This window comes from Pseudomonas sp. D4-21 (assembly GCF_051132125.1).
GTDB lineage: Bacteria > Pseudomonadota > Gammaproteobacteria > Pseudomonadales > Pseudomonadaceae > Aquipseudomonas.
The window spans coordinates 650,084-669,391 of record NZ_CP071664.1 but is presented as its reverse complement, the minus strand read 5'-3'; the positions used below and the strand labels follow the sequence as shown (position 1 = coordinate 669,391).

The following is a 19,308-nucleotide window of genomic DNA, read 5'->3' as shown; positions in this document are numbered from 1 at the left end:
AGCTCGGCAGGACAGCGATGATAGGTGAGACTAGCGCAAGCGCATGACGCCCGGATAGGTGTGTTTGTGTTGGATCCGACCTGGGTTTTCAGAGTGCAATCGTGGCGAGGGGATTTATCCCCCGCCACAAGGTCCAGCTAGCTTTTTGAGGTCCGGTGAAAGCGTCGCAGATCGAGCGTGAAGGGAAAATCGTCATCCACCGCCAGGCTGGGTATCGGCAATTTTCCGGGCGTATGTCCAATACGGAAGAATCGCGCCATCCGCCGGCTCTCCGCTTCGTTGGCGTTGACAGGCAGGCTGTCATAGTTGCGCCCGCCCGGATGCGCCACGTGGTATTGGCAGCCGCCCAGGGAGCGCTGCATCCAGGTGTCGAGCACATCGAAGACCAACGGCGCATGGACCGGGATGGTCGGCTGCAAGCAGTTGAACGGTTGCCACGCACGGAAACGTACCCCGGCGACAAACTCCCCCACCCGGCCGGTGGGCTGCAACGGCACCGGCACGCCATTGCAGGTCAGCAGGTAACGTTGTGGCGCCAGCCCCGTAAGCTTGATCTGCAACCGCTCCAGGGACGAGTCCACATAACGCACCGTGCCGCCCGCCGAGCCCTCTTCCCCCAGCACATGCCAAGGCTCCAGCGCCTGGCGCAACTGCAGCTCGACACCGTTGACTGCGAAGTCGCCCACTTTGGGAAAGCGAAACTCCAGGTGCGCGGCGAACCACTCGGCACGCAGCGGGTAGCCGGCGCCATTCAACTCTTCGATGACCTCGGCAAAATCCTGCTCGATGAAGTGCGGCAGCAGGAAACGATCATGCAGCTCGGTGCCCCAGCGCGCCAGTTTGGCCGGTGCATAGGGCTCGCGCCAGAACCGCGCCACCAACGCCCGCAACAGCAATTGCTGGGTCAGGCTCATGCGCGCGTGGGGCGGCATTTCGAAAGCGCGCAGCTCCAGCAAGCCGAGCCGTCCGGTGGCGCCGTCCGGCGAATAGAGCTTGTCGATGCAAAACTCGGCGCGATGGGTGTTGCCGGTGACGTCGATCAGCAGGTTGCGCAGCAGCCGATCCACCAACCACGGCGGGCATTCGTCGCCGGGCTGTGGCATTTGCGCGAAGGCTATTTCCAGCTCATACAACGCATCGTTGCGCGCCTCGTCCACGCGCGGTGCCTGGGATGTCGGGCCGATGAACAATCCGGAAAACAGGTAGGACAATGACGGGTGGTTGTGCCAGTAGCTGATCAGGCTGCGCAGCAAGTCCGGGCGCCGCAGGAACGGTGAATCTGCCGGTGTCGCGCCGCCCAGTACGAAATGGTTACCGCCACCGGTACCGGTGTGCCGGCCATCGATCAGGAATTTCTCGGTGGTCAGCCGGTTCAGTCGCGCTTGCTCGTAAAGAAACTCGGTGCGCTCGACCAATTCTTCCCAAGTTGCCGAAGGCTGCACGTTGACCTCGATGACACCCGGGTCTGGCGTGATACGAAAATTGCTCAGGCGCGGATCGCTCGGTGGCTCGTAGCCCTCCAACAAAACAGGGCAACCCAGTTCCTGCGCCGTCGCTTCGATGGCGCTGACCAACTCCAGGTAATCCTCGACCCGCTCCAGCGGTGGCATGAACAGGTACAGCCGCCCTTCCCTGGCCTCGGCACAGAAGGCGGTGCGGGTCAGCCAATCGGCCGATTCGTCGACCTTTGGCACGCGCTCCTGTTCCAGCGCCGGCTCGCCGTGATGCTTCAACTGCTCGGTGTCGGGTAGCTCGGGCAAATCCTGGTTCGGGTCGGTGGGGTGGATGAACGGATATTCGGCCGCCGTCACCCACGGCTGAGACGCCAGCGGCAGGCGGTAGCCCAGTGGCGAATCCCCCGGCACCAGCCGGCAATGATCGTCGCGCAGGTACCAGCGCCCGCTTTGCCATTGGTCGCCCTTGGCGGTGCGTGCCAGCGGCAGGACCTGACCGATCACCTTGCCCAGCCCCTGGCTGAAGACCTTGCGCAATCGCGCCCGCTCCAACGGGTCTTCCAGACGGGAATCCTCAGCCGTCACGTTCGAAGGCAACGAGCCTTCGCGCCAGAGATAATGGAAATTATCCTCGTAGGCGGGAAACACGAATTGCGTGGGAATTTTCAAGCGTTCAGCGACACTCGCCAGAAAACGCCCAGCCAATTCGCCATCGGCGCCGTAGTCTTTTTTCTCGTCGGCAATCAACGCGCTGTTGTGCCAGATCGGCACCCCGTCACGCCGCCAATAGCAGTTGAGCGACCAACGCGGCAATTGCTCGCCGGGGTACCACTTGCCCTGGCCGAAATGCACCAGCCCCTGCGGCGCGTAATGTTCGCGCATGCGCTGGAACAATTCTGCGCTGAGGCGGCGCTTGTCCGGTCCAAGCGCCGCGGTGTTCCACTCGGCGCCGTCCGGGTCATCGATGGAAACGAAGGTCGGCTCACCGCCCATGGTCAGGCGCACGTCACCTTCCTGCAGGTCCGCATCGATCTGCCGACCCAACGCCTGGATCGCCAGCCATTGTTCTTCGGTGTAGGGTTTGGTGACCCGTGGCGCTTCCCAGATTCGCTCGACGGACATCTCGTGGCTGAACTCACACTCGCACGGTTCCACCAGGCCACTGATGGGCGCCGCCGAGGACGGATCAGGACTACACGCCAATGGGATATGCCCTTCGCCGGCGAACAACCCGGACGTGGCATCGAGGCCGATCCATCCGGCGCCGGGCAGGTACACTTCGCACCAGGCATGCAGGTCGGTGAAATCCACTTCCGTACCGGACGGGCCGTCGAGGCTTTTCACATCGGCGGTCAGCTGGATCAAGTAACCGGAGACAAAACGCGCCGCCAGGCCCAAGTGACGCAACAGCTGCACCAGCAGCCAGGCCGAGTCGCGACAGGAGCCGGACGCGTGCTCCAACGTATGCTCCGGCGTCTGCACGCCCGGCTCCATGCGGATCAGGTAGTTGATGTCTTCGCTCAAGCGCTGGTTGAGCGCCACCAGAAAGTCCACCGCTGGCAACGGCGTGCGGTCGACGCTGTCCAGATACGCCTTGAATTTCGGCGTCAGCGGAAGCTTTTCCAGGTAGGGCATCAGCTCGTGTTTTTCGTCAGCCGCATAGGTGAACGGGATTTTCTCGGCGTAAGGCTCGAGGAAAAAATCGAACGGATTGAACACCGCCATCTCGGCGACCAGATCGACCTCCACCCGCAGCTCATCTGTCTTTTCCGGGAACACCAGCCGCGCGAGGTAATTGCCCTGGGGATCCTGCTGCCAATTGATGAAATGCTGATCGGGGGAAACCTTCAGCGCGTACGAAAGAATGCGCGTGCGGCTATGGGCCGCCGGACGCAGGCGAACGATCTGTGGACCGAGTTCGACAGCGCGCTCGTAGCGATAGTGTGTGACATGGTGCAAAGCGACATGGATCGACACGGCGTGCCTCCTGCGGAGCCTGGGCGTTATCGAAAGCGGCGCAAGACTTATGCCATGCAGGCAGGCCGGACACTTTCAACCTCTACTCAGGGCAGTAGAGCACTAAAACCGCGCGATGCCTGTATTGATCTGCGAAGGCCGCACATAAATGCGGCGCAGAGGGTAGCGAATCGACTCAGCGGCGCGGGCGCGAGGCCTTGGCGGACTGGATGATGCGTTCGCGTTGGTGACGGATTTCGATGAGTTCGCTGCGCATTTCCCGGTGGCGTTTGCTATTGAGCAGCAATAGCCCCAGTAGCGGCAACAGCACTGCAAACACGTAAACACCTTGGTGCGGTCCATAAGCGAACGTCGGCAGCACCGCCGCCAGGCAAGCGAGGAAATAACCCGCCACGCACCAGATCGCCCAGGCGCGCCCGCGTGCGATCATGAGATTGCCCAAGACCAGGACACTCACTAGAGCCAAAGTGCCGAGACCAACGTAGTTGCTCCTGACGGAAGGCTCCAAGGCACGCCAATAAGTACCTGCGCACAAAACGAGCAGCGTAGACCCGGAAAAGCAGCCCAGAAAGATCGCCCCCATGAACACCGGAAAATAACGGGCGAGGAACTGCCTCAGTGATCCGCCGCCGATCATTCCGTGAACTCCTCATACAGCCCGACGGCAACAGTCTTCACGGCGCCATCACCGGTATAACTGCCGATGATCCCCAAAGCGCCGCCGAGAGAATCCTTTATCTGAGTCAGCGTGGCATGCCTGATTTCAGCGGAGGAATAACGCTTGGGCAAGGCGCCCGCTCGTTGCTGCAGTTTAAGCAGCTTGGCGGTAAGACTCGGATCTTTCAGGGTCAACAATTCCTTTGTCAGTTTGCTGCGCTCCTGACGACTCAGGCCTTTGAGCAACTGATACCAGCTCTTCCCGGTGCCCGCTGCTTTGCTGGCCTTTAGCAGCCGAACAGTCGTGAGAGCCGAGCCACCGACGCCGACAAGGGAAACACCGTCAAGAATGGGGCTTACGATGTTGTACCAATCGGCGTCGTTCATCTCATCGTTGCCAGTAGGATTGGTCAACTCATTCGCCACCCGCATCCCGCCTATGACGCATTGCGCGGTACTGGCCGTCGCGGCAGCGGCGCCCAGCGCAACGACAAAGGCACTGGCCCCCGCCGTAAACGGCACAGCGACGCTCCCACTGAACACCACCACCCAACCGATGACAGCGGCGACACAGGAAAAACCGGCATTCATCGACTCAGTCCCGAGCTTTGACTCACGCGGGCTGCTTTTTACCTGATCGATGAATTGCTGCGGGGCGATGTACTTCTTGGCCTCGCGCAAGATGATTCGCTTGGGCGCGATGCTGCAAATCGGCTTGAATTCGCGCAGCGTCACTACGTTGTACTCGGAATCGATGTACACCACGCCCGCCCCGGCAATGTTGGGGTCGGCATCGATGGCGGCGAACAGACGTGGCAGGTTGACTTGGCTTTCAATGCGTTTGCGGGCCATGAACTGGGAGAAGTTCAGGTCCATGCCGATGCCCGTTGTAGCGCTGCTCATATGAATCGTCCTTGAAAATCGATGGATTTAATTCTTTCCACACAGAACCCCTGTGGCGAGGGAGCTTGCTCCCGCTCGGCGGCGAAGCCGTCGTAAACCGGCCGGCACGGTCTGCCTGGGAACATTGCATGGGATTGTTGGGGCCGCTTCGCAGCCCAGCGGGAGCAAGCTCCTTCGCCACAAAAAGCTATGCATCCGCCGTCACGCCGTTGGCGGTCGCCACGATAACAAACAGCCAGCACGCCCGCTAGAAAGCAAAACGCCAGCATTTAAGCTGGCGTTTTAGGTGGCGGATGATCAGCGCGGCACGACAGGCTTGCGCGCCGGCTTGGGCCCCTTGCCCTTGGCCGCGTCCTTGCGCTCCTTGGCGGCCTTCTGGTTGCGGGCGAACGCGGCGGCCTTGGCCTGCTCGCGCTTGTCCCAGGCATTGCCGCCATCACTGGCGCGCGGAGGCAGGCCGGTGTGCTGGGTCAGGATCTTCGTGGTTTCCTTGCCCACTTTGTGGCTGCCAGCCGGCGTCGAGTTCTTGCGACGAGCGCTCTGGTAGCTGTCGGTCGAAGGCTGATGCAGCGGGATCAACTGATGCTTGCCCGGCCCGATCAGGTCGGCGCGACCCATGCGGGTCAGCGCCTCGCGCAGCATCGGCCAGCCTTTCGGGTCGTGATAGCGCAGGAAGGCCTTGTGCAGACGGCGCTGGTCCTCGCTCTTGACGATGGTCACCGCGTCGCTCTTGTAGGTCACCTTGCGCAACGGGTTCTTGCCCGAGTGATACATGGCGGTGGCCGTGGCCATCGGCGACGGATAGAACGCCTGCACCTGGTCGGCGCGGAAGCCGTTGCCCTTGAGCCACAGCGCCAGGTTCATCATGTCTTCGTCGGTGGTGCCTGGGTGGGCGGCAATGAAGTACGGAATCAGGTACTGCTCTTTCCCCGCTTCCTTGGTGTACTTCTCGAACATCCGCTTGAACTTGTCATAGCTGCCGATGCCCGGCTTCATCATCTGGTTGAGCGGGCCTTCCTCGGTATGCTCCGGGGCGATCTTCAGGTAACCGCCGACGTGGTGCGTCACCAGCTCCTTGACGTATTCCGGCGACTCGACCGCCAGGTCGTAACGCAGGCCGGAGGCAATCAGGATCTTCTTCACCCCAGGCAAGGCCCGGGCGCTGCGGTACAGCTGGATCAGCGAAGAATGGTCGGTGTTCAGGTTCGGGCAGATGCCGGGGAACACGCAGGACGGCTTGCGGCACGCGGATTCGATTTCCGGGCTCTTGCAGGCGATGCGGTACATGTTCGCGGTCGGGCCGCCGAGGTCGGAGATGACACCGGTGAAGCCCGGCACCTTGTCGCGGATCTCTTCGATCTCGCGAATGATCGACTCTTCGGAACGGTTCTGGATAATCCGCCCTTCGTGCTCGGTGATCGAGCAGAAGGTGCAGCCACCAAAGCAGCCGCGCATGATGTTCACCGAGAAACGGATCATCTCGTAGGCCGGGATTTTCTCCTTGCCGTACGCTGGATGAGGAACACGTGCGTAAGGCATGCCAAACACGTAATCCATTTCTTCGGTGGTCATCGGAATGGGCGGCGGGTTGAACCAGACGTCGACTTCGCCGTGCTTCTGCACCAGCGCACGGGCGTTCCCCGGGTTGGTTTCCAGGTGCAACACACGGTTGGCGTGGGCGTAGAGCACCGCGTCGCCACGGACCTTTTCCACCGACGGCAGGCGGATCACGGTCTTGTCGCGGGTCATCTTCGGGCTCGCCAGGATCTGCACGACCTTGGCTTCGCTCGGGTCCTCAACCGGCCCCTTCTCTTGCTCGATGGCGCAAGCAGCGGTGTCCTGGGTATTCACGTACGGGTTGATGATCTTGTCGATCTTGCCCGGACGGTCGATGCGCGTGGAATCGACTTCATACCAGCCTTGCGGCGTGTCACGGCGGATGAAGGCGGTGCCGCGCACATCGGTGATGTCTTCGATCTTGTGGCCGTAGGACAGGCGCTGGGCGACTTCGACGATCGCTCGCTCGGCGTTGCCGTAGAGCAGGATGTCGGCGCAGGCGTCGATCAGGATCGAGTTGCGCACCCGGTCCTGCCAATAATCGTAGTGAGCAATGCGGCGCAGGGACGCTTCGATACCGCCCAGCACGATGGGCACATGCTTGTAGGCTTCCTTGCAGCGCTGGCTATAGACCAGACTCGCACGGTCCGGCCGCTTGCCCGCCAGGCCACCTGGGGTGTAGGCGTCATCGGAACGGATTTTCTTGTCGGCGGTGTAACGGTTGATCATCGAGTCCATGTTGCCGGCCGCGACACCGAAAAACAGATTAGGCTCGCCGAGCTTCATGAAATCGTCTTTGGACTGCCAGTTCGGCTGCGCAATGATACCGACACGAAAGCCCTGGGCTTCCAGCAAACGACCAATGATCGCCATGCCAAACGACGGGTGATCGACGTAGGCATCACCGGTCACGATGATGATGTCGCACGAATCCCAGCCGAGCTGATCCATCTCCTCCCTGCTCATGGGCAGGAACGGCGCCGGGCCGAAACATTCGGCCCAGTACTTGGGATAGTCAAATAACGGCTTGGCTGCTTGCATGTCGATGACCGGTATAAAGGATGAAAAATCGCGGGCGCGGAATATAGCACAAAAAATAACCAATTGTGGCGAGGGAGCTTGCTCCCGTCCGGCTGCGCAGCAGCCGGATATCCCACACAGCTCGATTACAAGTACAACTGGGTCTGCTTCGCAGCCCAGCGGGAGCAAGCTCCCTCGCCACAAAGGCTGATCAAGAGAACAGGTTATTCGTCATCATCAAAATTGTAGCTACCCGGCGCCAGGTTCTCGAAGCGTGTGTATTTGCCGATGAAGGCCAGGCGAACAAAGCCGATCGGGCCGTTCCGCTGCTTGCCGATGATGATTTCGGCGATACCCTTGTGCTCGGTCTCGGGGTGATACACCTCGTCACGGTAGACGAACATGATCACGTCGGCGTCCTGCTCGATCGCTCCGGATTCCCGCAAGTCGGAGTTCACCGGGCGTTTGTTCGGACGCTGTTCCAGCGAGCGGTTCAACTGGGACAGGGCCACCACCGGGCAGTTGAATTCCTTGGCCAGGGCCTTGAGGGAACGGGAGATCTCGGAAATCTCGTTGGTCCGGTTGTCACCGCTGGACCCGGGGATCTGCATCAATTGCAGGTAGTCGATCATGATCAGCGCGATGTCGCCGTGCTCACGCACCAGGCGGCGGGTCCGGGCGCGCATTTCCGATGGGCTGATCCCCGCCGTGTCGTCGATGAACAGCTTGCGGTCGTTGAGCAGGTTGACCGCCGAGGTCAGGCGCGGCCAATCGTCGTCTTCCAGTTGGCCGGAACGGACCTTGGTCTGGTCGATACGCCCCAGGGACGAGAGCATACGCATGATCAGCGATTCGCCTGGCATCTCGAGGGAGTACACCAGCACCGCTTTGTCGCTGCGCAGCACGGCGTTTTCCACCAGGTTCATCGCAAAGGTCGTCTTACCCATGGACGGACGGCCGGCGACGATGATCAGGTCGGACGGCTGCAGGCCGCTGGTCTTCTCGTCGAGGTCGGTGTAGCCAGTGGACAAACCGGTAATGGCGTTGTCGGTGTTGAACAAGGTGTCGATGCGGTCGATGGCCTTGGTCAACAGGTCGTTGACGCTCACCGGGCCGCCGGTTTTCGGTCGTGCCTCGGCGATCTGGAAGATCTGTCGCTCGGCTTCGTCGAGGATCTCGGCGGCGGTGCGTCCTTCCGGGTTGAACGCGCTGTCGGCGATCTCGGTGCTGATGCCGATCAGCTGACGCAAGGTTGCCCGCTCGCGCACGATCTGTGCGTACGCCTTGATGTTGGCGACCGACGGTGTGTTTTTCGCCAGTTCGCCCAGGTAACCGAGGCCGCCGACTTGGGACGTCTGCCCTTCCTTGTCCAATTGCTCGGCCAGGGTCACGACGTCGATCGGCATGTTCTGGTCGGCCAGCCTGGCGATCGCGCGGAAAATCAGGCGGTGGTCATGCCGGTAGAAATCGCCGTCGGAAACTTGATCGAGCACACGCTCCCAGGCGTTGTTGTCCAGCATCAGGCCACCGAGCACGGCCTGTTCGGCCTCGATGGAATGCGGAGGCACCTTCAGGGCAGCGGTTTGCAGATCATATTGCTCGGGGGCGGTGATTTCGTTCATGGCCACGTCTGGTTATGAAATTCAGCAATTGCAGAAAGACAAAGGGCACGACCTGTAGACAGGATCGTGCCCGATGTTACCGGCAAGCACCCGAGGGTGCCAGCCGACAGGTGTTGCTTAGGCTGCTACCACGACAACGCGTACGGTGGCTTCAACTTCGGCGTGCAGGTGCACGGCTACGTCGAATTCGCCTACGTTGCGGATGGTGCCGTTCGGCAGACGAACTTCGCTTTTCGCAACTTCAACGCCGGAGGCGGTCAGTGCGTCAGCGATGTCGTGAGTACCGATCGAACCGAACAGCTTGCCTTCGTCGCCAGCGGTGGCAGTGATGGTCACTTCCAGCTCGGCCAGTTGGGCAGCACGGCTTTCAGCCGATGCCTTACGGTCTGCGGCGGCTTTTTCCAGCTCGGCGCGACGCTCTTCGAACGCAGCCAGGTTGGCAGCGGTCGCAGCGGTGGCCTTGCCGAAAGGCAGCAGGTAGTTACGACCGTAGCCGGCCTTAACGTTTACTTTGTCGCCCAGGTTGCCCAGGTTGGCGATTTTTTCCAGAAGGATCAGTTGCATGTGAAAATCCTCTAACTTTTAACCTTCACCGTTCGCGTTGTCGGCGTCTTTCGGCGCCATACGACCGCGAAAATCAATCAGGCTGTCGACGATGGCCAGGACCACCAGCAACGGATAGATCAGCTGCATGAACAGCAGCAACGTGACGTACAACCCCACCAGCCAGAATCTGGCCAGTCGCTTTTGCGCCACCAGCCCGTGAATCAGGGACAGGGCGGCAAAGACCAGCGGTACACTGCACAACGGCGTGAGCATTGCCATCTGCGGACCGAAGTTCGGCCCCAGAAGCATGCCCGCCAACAGCAACATCGCCAGCCCAAGCGGGAAACGGATGGCGCGAAACTCGCGACCAAAACCACCCGGGTTGTACAACAACGCCTGCCAGTAGCGCCCGATAACCAGGCTCAGCACACTGACGATCTGCAACAAGGCCGCAATCAGTCCGGTCAGGACGGGGGCGATCAGGGACGCGAAACGCGCCTGCTCTTCTACCGACATCCGTTGGTAGAGATCACCGAGTGCCTCGGGCAGGATTTTTATCAAAGCCTGCGACAGCATCTCGATCTGGGGCGCAAAAGCCACCCCGAGCACCACTGAAAACACCACACCTATCGCTATGCTGACCAGCAGCACGCGGTTCCAGGATTCGCTGGCGCGCAACACCAACGCCAGCGCCGAAGACCCCAGCAGCACCATGACTGCACGCGGGTCCGCGGAATACATCCACCAGAGCAAGGCTGGCAGAAGTCCCAGAGCAAGAACGCCCAAGGCGTCCCTCAATCCGCGCCGCAGGAGTACAAGACTCCCGGCGGCAGCACCCAACCAGTACAACAACGGCAATGCCGCACATCCAGCCACTACAAGAGTGGCCTGCATACGTCCCCGCATGATGAAGTCAGCTAAGGCGCGCATGCATTCAATCCCTTACTACTTGTCGACTGCCCGGTCTCAGCGGCCGTGGCTGTCGGTGTAGGCCAGCAGGGCCAGGAAGCGGGCGCGCTTGATAGCGGTGGCCAGCTGACGCTGATAACGAGCTTTGGTACCGGTGATACGGCTTGGAACGATTTTGCCGGTCTCGGATACGTAGGCTTTCAGAGTGTTGAGATCTTTGTAATCGATCTCTTTCACGTCTTCAGCGGTGAAGCGGCAGAATTTACGACGACGGAAGAAACGTGCCATGTGATTGGCTCCTTAAAAGGTCCGTGGATTACTCGTCAGCGTTATCGCTGTTGTCGCTGTCGCTATCGCTGTCATCGCCTTCGGCGCTGTCAGAATGCTCAGGACGGTCGCGACGCTCACGGCGCTCACTGCGGTTTTCTTCAGCCTTGAGCATCTCGGATTGGCCAGTGATGGCTTCTTCGCGACGGATGACCAGGTTACGGATCACTGCATCGTTGTAGCGGAAGTTGTCTTCCAGCTCGGCCAGGGCCTTGCCGGTGCACTCAACGTTCAGCATCACGTAGTGAGCCTTGTGAACATTGTTGATTGCGTAGGCCAGTTGACGACGGCCCCAATCTTCCAGACGGTGGATTTTGCCGCCGTCTTCTTCGATCAGCTTGGTGTAACGCTCAACCATGCCGCCGACTTGCTCGCTTTGATCCGGGTGGACCAAAAAGATGATTTCGTAATGACGCATGAATGCTCCTTACGGGTTGTAGCCTGCCGCTCAAAAACGGTCAGACAAGGAGTGAATGACACTTATGGACTTGAGGACGCTAGACACATAAGTGCCTGCCATCACAGCAAGGGGCGCAATTGTAGAGAAGGGCCGAGGGCGGCGCAAGGCAATTGGTGATTATTTGAACAACCGCATTTGCCCCTTACACAAAACCAATGTGGGAGCGAGCTTGCTCGCGATAGCGGTATCTCATTCAACATAGATGCCGAATGTCAGACCGCTTTCGCGAGCAGGCTCGCTCCCACAGAGGGTTACTGCAAGATCAGTTTTTTTTGGCGGCCGACTTGGCGCCACGCTGGCGCTGAGCCTCGAACAGGCACACACCGGTGGCGACCGAGACATTGAGGCTGCTGACGCTGCCGGCCATCGGCAGCTTGACCAGGTAATCGCAATGCTCGCGGGTCAGACGGCGCATGCCCTTTCCTTCGGCGCCCATGATCAGGATGGTAGGGCCGGTCAAGTCCTGGTCATAAATACTGACCTCGGCCTCGCCCGCCGTGCCGACAACCCACAAGCCGCGCTGCTGGAGCTTTTCCAGGGTGCGCGCCAGGTTGGTCACTGCCACCAACGGGATAACTTCCGCAGCGCCACAAGCGACCTTGCGCACGACCGGCGTCAATGTCGCGGACTTGTCCTTGGGCACGATCACCGCCAACGCACCGGCGGCGTCCGCCGAACGCAGGCAGGCGCCGAGGTTGTGCGGGTCGGTCACGCCATCCAGTACCAGCAACAACGGCGCGCCTTCGGTGCGATCGAGCAGCTCGTCGAGCATCGCCTCGCCCCATACCTGACTCGGGCTGACCTCGGCCACGACGCCTTGATGCACCCCTTCGACCCAGGCGTCCATCTCGCGCCGCTCGGCCTGACCGACCGCAACGCGGTTTTCGCCGGCCAGCTCGACCAAGGTCTGGACCCGCGGGTCGCTACGACCTTCCGCCAACCAGATCTGCTTGACCCGCTTGGGGTGGTGACGCAACAACGCCTCCACGGCATGCACGCCGTAGATTTTTTCCAACTGACTCATGATTTGGCCTTGGGTTTACGCGCCCCGCCACTCTTGGCAGGGGCCGAGCCTGCTTTCGGCGGGCCTTTACGGTGTTTGCTCGGCTTGCCGCTCGCCTTCTCCGGAGCCGACCGGCCGGCCTTGCCCCCGGACGCCGCTTTACCGCCGCTCTTGGCTTCGGCCAGCAAGGCCTGTTTCATTTCGCGACTCTTACGCAATTCGGCGTTCTTCGCCGCCGCATCGCTCGGACGATAGGCTTCGCCGGCCTTTTCCTTGGCCGGACCGCGACGTCCGGATTTGGACGGTGCGGGCTCGGCGGCGGTCTTGGCGGCAGGCGCTGTGGTTTCGGCGCCACGCTTCTTGCGGCCGATCGGTGCGCTGATGGTTTTTTCCGCCATCTCGAAGTCGATCTTGCGTTCATCCAGGTCGACGCGCATCACCCGTACTTCGACGGTATCGCCAAGACGGAAGCTGCGGCCGGTGCGTTCGCCGGCCAGGCGGTGATGCACAGGGTCGAAGTGGTAGTAGTCACCCGGCAGCGCGGTGACATGCACCAGGCCCTCGACGTAGATATCGGTCAACTCGACGAACAGGCCAAACCCGGTCACGGCGGTGATCACGCCCGGGAACGACTCGCCAACGCGATCCTTCATGTACTCGCACTTGAGCCAGTTCACCACGTCGCGAGTCGCTTCGTCGGCGCGCCGCTCACTCATCGAGCACTGCTCGCCGAGTTGCTCCAGAGCCGCTTCGTCGTACGGGTAGATACGCGCCTTCGGAATGGTCATCGCACCGGCACGCTTGACGTGCGGGGTGTTCATCTTCGAATGGATCACGCTGCGGATGGCCCGGTGCGTGAGCAGATCGGGATAGCGACGGATCGGCGATGTGAAGTGGGTGTACGCCTCGTAGTTGAGGCCGAAGTGGCCCTGGTTATCGGCGCTGTACACCGCTTGGCTCAAAGAACGCAGCATCACAGTCTGGATCAGGTGGAAGTCCGGACGATCCTTGATACTCGCCAGCAGGGCTTGGTAATCCTTCGGCGTCGGACCTTCCTTGCCTTTGTGCAGGGACAAGCCAAGCTCACCGAGGAAGGCCCGCAATTTTTCCAGGCGCTCCGGCGGCGGGCCGTCGTGGACCCGGTACAAGGCAGGGATTTCATGCTTCTTCAGGAACTCGGCGGTAGCGACGTTGGCCGCCAGCATGCATTCCTCGATCAGCTTGTGGGCATCGTTGCGCACGGTCGGCCGGATTTCGGCGATCTTGCGCTCGGTACCGAAGATAATCCGGGTTTCCTGGGTTTCGAAATCGATCGCGCCCCGTACGTGACGCGCCGCCAGCAATACCTTGTACAGCGAATAGAGCTGCTTGAGGTGCGGCAGCACATCCGTGTATTCACCACGAAGCTTGCGCGACTCGGCCAGCTTCGGCGTTTCCAGCATCGCGCTGACCTTGTTGTAGGTCAGGCGCGCGTGGGAATGGATCACGGCTTCATAAAAGCAGTAGTCAGTCATCTCGCCGGCTTTGGAGATGGTCATCTCGCAAACCATGGCCAGGCGATCGACATGGGGGTTGAGCGAGCACAAGCCGTTGGACAGTTGCTCTGGCAACATCGGCACGACGCGCTCGGGGAAATACACCGAGTTGCCGCGCACCTGGGCTTCAGCGTCCAGCGCCGAGCCGAGCTTCACGTAGCTGGAAACGTCGGCAATGGCCACATACAACTTCCAGCCGCCGGAGAACAGGCGCAACTTGCCGGGCCGGGCTTCGCAGTAGACCGCATCGTCGAAGTCCCGGGCGTCTTCACCGTCGATGGTGACGAACGGCAGGTGACGCAGGTCGATGCGCTTTTCCTTGTCCTTCTCTTCAACTTCCGGCTTGAGCTTGGCGGCCTCTTTCAGGACCGCTTCAGGCCAGACGTGAGGAATGTCGTAGGTGCGCAGGGCAACGTCGATTTCCATGCCCGGCGCCATGTAGTTGCCGACCACTTCCACCACATCGCCCTGAGGCTGAAAGCGCGGGGTTGGCCAGTGAGTGATCTTCACCTCGACGAACTGCCCGATCTGCGCGTTGGCGTTGCGACCTGGGGTGACCAGCACTTCCTGCTGGATCTTCGGGTTGTCGGCGACGACGAAGCCGATGCCACCTTCCTCGAAATAACGCCCCACGATGGTTTCGTGCGCACGGGACACCACTTCGACGATCACGCCTTCACGGCGCCCGCGCCGATCCAGGCCGGACACCCGGGCCAGCGCACGGTCGCCATCGAACACCAGGCGCATCTGCGCCGGGCTCATGAACAGATCGTCGCTGCCATCGTCGGGGATCAGGAAACCGAAACCGTCGCGGTGACCGGCGATACGGCCCAGGATCAGGTCGAGCTTGTCGACCGGAGCATAAGTGCCACGCCGGGTGTAGATCAGTTGAGCATCGCGCTCCATGGCACGCAGACGGCGGCGCAGGGCTTCGAGCTGGTCCTCGGTGGTCAGGCCGAACTCTTCGACCAGCTGCTCACGGCTAGCAGGCGAACCCCGATCGGCGAGATGCGCCAGGATCAGTTCGCGGCTAGGAATAGGGTTTTCATATTTTTCCGCTTCACGAGCGGCCTCGGGATCGAGGGACTGCCAATCGGCCATTAGAGAGTTTTCACCTTGTCTATATGCGGGTTAGTTTGGCATAGGCGTAATGAAACGGGAAATTTCAAGCAGCAGATGCCTTTTCTAAAGTCTTTCGACAGGCCTTTGAAGCCCCTGATTGCACCGCTCGTGAAATTTAGCGTTTTTTTTGTTCCTGGGGGTTTACAGTTAAAAACACGCTCCGTATAGTGCGCGCCATCGACGACGCACTCACGTTGCCGATATTGCCCAGATGGTGAAATTGGTAGACACGCCAGCTTCAGGTGCTGGTGACCGCAAGGTCGTGGAAGTTCGAGTCTTCTTCTGGGCACCAATTTCGAGCAGCAGGTCAACGGCCTGCCAGCCTCACAAAAACCCGCGAAAGCGGGTTTTTGCGTTTCAGGCCCCTGGAATGTGTTTGGCAATTATCAAAATAAAAACAGGGGTTTACAGATCAAAACGCGCTCCGTATAGTGCACCACATCAACAGCGGCAACGCTGCAGATGCTGCCCAGATGGTGAAATTGGTAGACACGCCAGCTTCAGGTGCTGGTGACCGCAAGGTCGTGGAAGTTCGAGTCTTCTTCTGGGCACCAAATTCAAGCTTCAAGGTTATACACCTTGAACCTCACAGAAACCCGCGAAAGCGGGTTTTTGCGTTTCCGGCACCCGAAAACTCCCTCGCCACAACGCACATGAGAAACAATATCGTTTATCATTGTTACAAGTTTTTGCTACACGACAGTGAGGAACCCCGCGAATGATGTTTCGAACCACCCTGCGCCGCGCCCTGACCTGCACCCTGCTCGGCCTGACCCTCGCAACACCCCTCACCCAAGCCGCCGACAAAATTGAACTGACACTCTATAACGGCCAACACAAAGAAGTCGGCGATGAACTGGCCAAGGCCTTCGAAGCCAAGACCGGTATCCACGTCAACGTTCGCAAGGGCAGCAGCAACCAGCTCGCCAGCCAAGTCGTCGAGGAAGGCGACCGCTCCCCGGCCGATGTGATCTATACCGAAGAATCGCCGCCGCTGAACAAACTTGGTGAACAAGGTCTGCTGGCGAAGATCGACGATGCGACCCTCAACGTGCTTCCCAAGGATTATGTCGCCAGCAACGGCTCCTGGATGGGCGTGACCGCTCGCGTTCGCGTGGTTGCCTATAACCCCAAACTGATCGATGAAAAGGACCTCCCGAAAACCGTCCTCGATTTCGCCCAGCCACAATGGCAAGGCAAGGTCGGCTTCGTACCGACCAGCGGCGCATTCCAGGAACAAGCCGTTGCGATCATCAAATTGCACGGCAAGGAAGCCGCCGAAGAATGGCTCACCGGGCTACGTGCGTTCGGCAAGGTCTACAGCAACAACATGGTCGCCCTCAAAGCCGTGGAGAACGGTGAAGTGGCGACGGTCCTGGTGAACAATTACTACTGGTTCGCCCTGCAGCGGGAGAAGGGACAGCTGGATTCCAAGCTGCATTACTTCACTGGCGGTGATGCCGGTGGCCTGGTCACCGTCTCCAGCGCCGCGGCACTGAAATCCAGCAAACACCCCAAGGAGGCCCAACAGTTGCTTGCCTATATGGCCAGCGAGGAGGGGCAGCGGGTGATTACCCAGACGTCCGCCGAATATCCTTTGCACAAGGGCATGACGTCGGATCGCGGCCTCAAGCCGTTCAATGAACTGGAGCCGCCAAGAGTGACGCCCGCCGACCTGGGTAACGCCGAAGAAGCATTGGAGCTGGAACGTGAAGTCGGCTTGAACTGATGATGTCGTCGCTGAGCGCCTCTCCTCCAGCCGGGGTCTACGTGCCCCGGCGCAAGCGCCCCTCGATCGGGTTGCTGCTGCCCGTGCTGCTGCTCGTTTTGCTGAGCCTGCTGCCACTGCTCTACGTCGTCACCAAGACCTGGCAGGCCGGCTGGACCGAGGCACTGCATCTGTTGTGGCGGCCCTATGTATTCGGCTTGCTGCGCAACACCTTGGCGTTGATGGCCGGCGTCACGCTGGCCTGCGGCATCGTCGGCCTGTCCCTGGCCTGGCTGCTGGAACGCAGCAACCTGCCGGGGCGTCGTATCTGGGGCGTTGTCTTGTGCCTGCCGTTCGCCGTGCCGGCGTTTGTCAGCAGCTTCACCTGGGTATCCCTCAGTGCGCAATTCGAGGGATTGGGCGGGGCAATCCTGGTGATGACCCTGTCCAAATACCCACTGATTTTCCTCCCCGTGGCCGCAACGCTGCGCAACCTCGACCCGTCCCTCGAAGAGTCTGCCCGCACCCTGGGGCAAAATCGCTGGGGCGTGTTCTTTCGCGTCACGCTCCCGCTGCTCTGGCCTTCGCTGCTGGCCGGTTCGTTGCTGATTGCCCTGCACATGCTGGTGGAGTTCGGCGCACTGTCAATCATCGGGCTGCAGACCTTCACCACAGCCATCTATCAACAATTCGAGCTGGAATTCAGTAACGCCAATGCCGCCATGTTGTCGGCGGTATTGCTGACGCTGTGCCTGGTCCTGTTGTGGCTGGAACTGCGGGTGCGCGGCAAGGGGCGCCATGTGCGCACCGGGCAAGGCGCGGCACGCCAGGCCGAACAAGTACGCCTGGGCCGGTGGATGCTTTGCGGTCAACTGTATTGCCTGGCGTTGGCGATCATCGGCAGCGGTATCCCGCTGGGAATGCTGGCGTATTGGCTGGCCGTGGGCACTTCCGCGGCGTTCCCGGCGGGCGAGATCGGCGAAGCGCTGCTGTCGTCCCTGGCGCTTTCGCTGGGCGGCGCCGCCCTCTGCCTCGTATTGGCGGTACCGGTGGGCCTGCTGGTGGTGCGCCACAAGGGGCGGCTGGCGATCTGGGCCGAGCGCCTGCCCTACTTGCTGCACGCGCTGCCGGGCCTGGTCATCGCCCTGAGCCTGGTGTATTTCGCCCTGCACTACGTGCCCGCGCTGTACCAGACTTCCGGCCTGCTGCTGATTGCCTATGCGCTGCTGTTCCTGCCGCTGGCCCAAGCACCGGTGCGTACGGCGCTGAACAAGGCCGCCCCACAACTGGAAGAAGCGGCGCGGACGTTGGGGGCTTCGTCGCTCGGTGCGTTTTGTCGGGTGACCCTGCCGATCATCTTCCCGGCCCTGGGCGCGGCGTTCGCCCTGGTGTTCCTGGATGCGATGAAGGAATTGACCGCGACGCTGTTGCTGAGCCCGACCGGACTCAATACGTTGGCGACGGCGGTCTGGGCACATACGTCGAATGTGGAATTCGCAGCGGCGGCGCCCTATGCGGCGCTGTTGATTCTGGTGTCGGGGTTGCCAGTCTATTTGCTGACGACGCGGATGTATCTGAGTCGCTGAGTCCGCTTTCGCAAGCAGGCTCGCTCCCACAAAGTTGGTGTAGACACCCGTTTTGTAAACGGCAAAAAACCTGTGGGAGCGAGCCCGCTCGCGAAGGGCCCGCCACAACCTCGAATCAAGCCCTGAACTGACCCAGGCTGGCCTTCAACTGCGCCGCCAGTTTATCCAGCACCTTGCCGCTGGCCGTGGTCTCGACCACCGCCTGGGCAGCCTTCTCGGCCTGGGCGTGGATGGTCTCAACCCGGCCGCGTACCGCTTGCGCGCCCTGGGCTTGATGCGCGGCTGCTTGAGTCGCCAAGCCGATGGCCGCGTGAACCTGCTCGACCGACGCCTGCACCGACTGCTGCAGCCGCGCGCTGTCACGCAACACTGACAGACCTTCATTGGCCTGCCGTCCCGCTTGGCCGATGGCCGCCACGGCTTCGCGCGCGCCTTGTTGCAAGGCCACGATGTGCGCCTGGATATCGCCCGTCGAGCTCTGGGTCTTGCTTGCCAGCGCCCGCACTTCATCCGCCACCACCGCGAAGCCGCGTCCGGTCTCCCCGGCGCGCGCCGCCTCGATGGCCGCGTTCAGGGCCAACAGGTTGGTTTGCTCGGCAATACCATGGATCACCGTCAACACGACTTCGATCTGCTCGCTCTGCTGGGCCAGCCGTTCGATGACTTTCGCCCCCGTGTCGACCTGCCCGGCCAACGCTTCGATCAAGCCGCCGACCTTGGCTGACGTGCGGGTGGTTTCATCGGTGGCCTGACGGATCTCCGCTACCTGTTGCAAGGCCGCCTGCATCGCCTGGCTTTCCGATTGAGCCTCATCGGCCATCTGCGACAGCGCACGCAGGCTCTCGGCCACTTCATCGCGCTGCATGCCGGCCGCCGCGTCGGCGCCCGAGTTGCGCAGGGTCATCGCGCCGATCTCCTGACC

14 protein-coding genes and 2 tRNA genes are annotated in these 19,308 nt (G+C 61.1%); 4 read left to right on the top strand and 12 right to left on the bottom strand.

Annotated features, from left to right (window positions below; all coding sequences use genetic code 11):
* Window positions 1-137 precede the first annotated feature (137 nt).
* The 11 genes from J3Q04_RS02945 to rnr form a co-directional block, all read right to left on the bottom strand.
* Entirely contained in the window at window positions 138-3,431 is a 3,294-nt protein-coding gene (locus J3Q04_RS02945) for a DUF2126 domain-containing protein (protein ID WP_434608071.1), read from the bottom strand.
* Window positions 3,432-3,606: 175 nt separating this feature from the next.
* The gene (locus J3Q04_RS02940; RefSeq protein ID WP_420766202.1) at window positions 3,607-4,068 is read right to left on the bottom strand and encodes a hypothetical protein; all 462 of its coding nucleotides are present in this window, start codon (window positions 4,066-4,068) and stop codon (window positions 3,607-3,609) included.
* The gene (locus tag J3Q04_RS02935; RefSeq protein ID WP_420766201.1) at window positions 4,065-4,991 is read right to left on the bottom strand and encodes an NAD synthetase; all 927 of its coding nucleotides are present in this window, start codon (window positions 4,989-4,991) and stop codon (window positions 4,065-4,067) included. Before J3Q04_RS02935 ends, J3Q04_RS02940 begins: the two co-directional genes overlap by 4 nt.
* A gap of 297 nt (window positions 4,992-5,288) precedes the next feature.
* On the bottom strand, window positions 5,289-7,589 hold the full coding sequence (locus J3Q04_RS02930; RefSeq protein ID WP_420766200.1) for a YgiQ family radical SAM protein: 2,301 nt from the start codon (window positions 7,587-7,589) through the stop codon (window positions 5,289-5,291).
* A gap of 203 nt (window positions 7,590-7,792) precedes the next feature.
* Window positions 7,793-9,190 carry a replicative DNA helicase gene (gene dnaB, locus J3Q04_RS02925; RefSeq protein WP_420766199.1) on the bottom strand — a complete coding sequence of 466 codons (1,398 nt, stop codon included), beginning with the start codon at window positions 9,188-9,190 and terminating at the stop codon, window positions 7,793-7,795.
* Window positions 9,191-9,307: 117 nt separating this feature from the next.
* Entirely contained in the window at window positions 9,308-9,754 is a 447-nt protein-coding gene (gene rplI, locus J3Q04_RS02920; RefSeq protein ID WP_003186385.1) for a 50S ribosomal protein L9, read from the bottom strand.
* Between the two features lie 18 nt (window positions 9,755-9,772).
* Window positions 9,773-10,666: a hypothetical protein gene (locus J3Q04_RS02915; protein ID WP_420766198.1), complete on the bottom strand. Its 894-nt coding sequence runs from the start codon at window positions 10,664-10,666 to the stop codon at window positions 9,773-9,775.
* A 36-nt stretch (window positions 10,667-10,702) separates the two neighbouring features.
* Window positions 10,703-10,933, bottom strand: coding sequence for a 30S ribosomal protein S18 (rpsR, locus tag J3Q04_RS02910; protein WP_002551829.1), 231 nt, complete (start codon window positions 10,931-10,933; stop codon window positions 10,703-10,705).
* A 28-nt stretch (window positions 10,934-10,961) separates the two neighbouring features.
* Window positions 10,962-11,390 carry a 30S ribosomal protein S6 gene (gene rpsF / locus J3Q04_RS02905; protein WP_420766197.1) on the bottom strand — a complete coding sequence of 143 codons (429 nt, stop codon included), beginning with the start codon at window positions 11,388-11,390 and terminating at the stop codon, window positions 10,962-10,964.
* 304 nt (window positions 11,391-11,694) lie between these two features.
* Window positions 11,695-12,456: a 23S rRNA (guanosine(2251)-2'-O)-methyltransferase RlmB gene (gene rlmB, locus J3Q04_RS02900; protein WP_420766196.1), complete on the bottom strand. Its 762-nt coding sequence runs from the start codon at window positions 12,454-12,456 to the stop codon at window positions 11,695-11,697.
* The gene (gene rnr, locus J3Q04_RS02895; protein ID WP_434608075.1) at window positions 12,453-15,071 is read right to left on the bottom strand and encodes a ribonuclease R; all 2,619 of its coding nucleotides are present in this window, start codon (window positions 15,069-15,071) and stop codon (window positions 12,453-12,455) included. The genes rlmB and rnr overlap by 4 nt, the downstream gene beginning before the upstream one ends.
* A gap of 226 nt (window positions 15,072-15,297) precedes the next feature.
* Here rnr and J3Q04_RS02890 point away from each other — a divergent pair.
* The 4 genes from J3Q04_RS02890 (at window position 15,298) to J3Q04_RS02875 (ending at window position 18,386) form a co-directional block, all read left to right on the top strand.
* A tRNA-Leu gene (locus J3Q04_RS02890) sits at window positions 15,298-15,384 on the top strand.
* Between the two features lie 175 nt (window positions 15,385-15,559).
* Window positions 15,560-15,646: transfer RNA gene (locus J3Q04_RS02885), tRNA-Leu, on the top strand.
* Window positions 15,647-15,810: 164 nt separating this feature from the next.
* A complete protein-coding gene (locus J3Q04_RS02880) occupies window positions 15,811-16,821 on the top strand; it encodes an extracellular solute-binding protein (RefSeq protein WP_434608077.1) in 1,011 nt (336 codons plus the stop codon).
* Window positions 16,821-18,386 carry an ABC transporter permease gene (locus J3Q04_RS02875; protein ID WP_434608079.1) on the top strand — a complete coding sequence of 522 codons (1,566 nt, stop codon included), beginning with the start codon at window positions 16,821-16,823 and terminating at the stop codon, window positions 18,384-18,386. The genes J3Q04_RS02880 and J3Q04_RS02875 overlap by 1 nt, the downstream gene beginning before the upstream one ends.
* Before the next feature lie 115 nt (window positions 18,387-18,501).
* On the opposite strand, the gene J3Q04_RS02870 is transcribed toward J3Q04_RS02875, so the two are convergent.
* The gene (locus J3Q04_RS02870; protein ID WP_420766316.1) at window positions 18,502-19,206 is read right to left on the bottom strand and encodes a methyl-accepting chemotaxis protein; all 705 of its coding nucleotides are present in this window, start codon (window positions 19,204-19,206) and stop codon (window positions 18,502-18,504) included.
* Window positions 19,207-19,308 lie beyond the last annotated feature (102 nt).